General features: G+C 31.8%; 2 protein-coding genes. Both read right to left on the bottom strand.

The annotated features are described in order from the left end of the window. Positions 1-146 precede the first annotated feature (146 nt). Positions 147-527 carry a hypothetical protein gene (locus JFL43_RS22125; RefSeq protein WP_200750721.1) on the bottom strand — a complete coding sequence of 127 codons (381 nt, stop codon included), beginning with the start codon at positions 525-527 and terminating at the stop codon, positions 147-149. 288 nt (positions 528-815) lie between these two features. Then, the coding region (locus JFL43_RS22910; protein ID WP_234447967.1) for a hypothetical protein at positions 816-1031 on the bottom strand (216 nt) is incomplete at its 5' end.

The following is a 1031-nucleotide window of genomic DNA, read 5'->3' as shown; positions in this document are numbered from 1 at the left end:
CTTCTAGTGAATTTGGTATGCAGGTGATGGTTATAGAAAATGAACTGAGGGCATCTGATATGCTTACATAAGAATAAAAATAACGTAATTTATAAAAATCTATTAAAGGATTTTTATAAATTACGTTTTGTTAAATATAGATATATTTAGAATGAACTAATAGTTGTACTTCCTCCGACACAATTTTCAGAAGGACAAGTAAGTAATAGATAATAGTTTCCAGGTGTTGCTGAAAGTGTAGATAGGTAATATCTATCGTAAAACATGTTACCAGGTGCATTGAAGCCGTCTATTATAGTACCGTCTTTTATTAAAGAGATGTGAAAGTCATTACTGCTTCTATTCGTTCCTATAATAGATAGGCCTTTTGTAATAGAATTTACATCAACACTTGCTGATCGAACTTGATACTGCCCCTTAACGAAAGAAGCGGTTTTGGATGCTGCATCTGCCGAGTTCACATTAAGTACAAATAAGCTAGAAATGATTAGTGAAAAACCGAAACAAAATTTCAAGATATTTTTCATATTTATTCCTCCTAATATTTTATAGGTTAAATATACCATATTATATATATTTGTCAATATATATAATAAATGTAATTTAAATTCACTAGATTACTAAAGCTATTAGCTATTTTGAAATGAGTATTTAAGTTATTACTTATATATTTTTTTATTTAGAGGAGTTAATTTTATAATTCTGAGCCTAGTCATATCAACGTCTCTCAGACAATAAAAAACAGGCACCCCCAAAAATTCGGTATAATGGTAGCGACAAAGCAACCTAAACCAATTGGAGCGAATGCCTTATGCCTATTGTAAAAAAAGTAGCCTTTTTGACATCCATGAATTATATGAAATGGAACCAATCCATCGATTTGAAGCTATTTTTGCCATTCGATGTGCAACCTCTTTTTCATCTTTTCTCAAAAAAGACGTTACGGGGTGCGCCGCGGGAGCTAAATTACGGTGCGATGATCCAGGTGTTGGTTTGGAATAAGGATTGAATAAAACACAGCTACAAATGCT

The sequence above is a fragment of the Viridibacillus soli genome, assembly GCF_016612995.1.
GTDB classification, from domain to species: Bacteria; Bacillota; Bacilli; order Bacillales_A; family Planococcaceae; genus Viridibacillus; species Viridibacillus soli.
This window is presented reverse-complemented; position numbering and strand designations above follow the sequence as displayed.

Excerpts from the sequence above, each read along its gene's own strand:
- JFL43_RS22125 (WP_200750721.1), bottom strand. The coding sequence starts at position 527 with ATGAAAAATATCTTGAAATTTTGTTTCGGTTTTTCACTAATCATTTCT.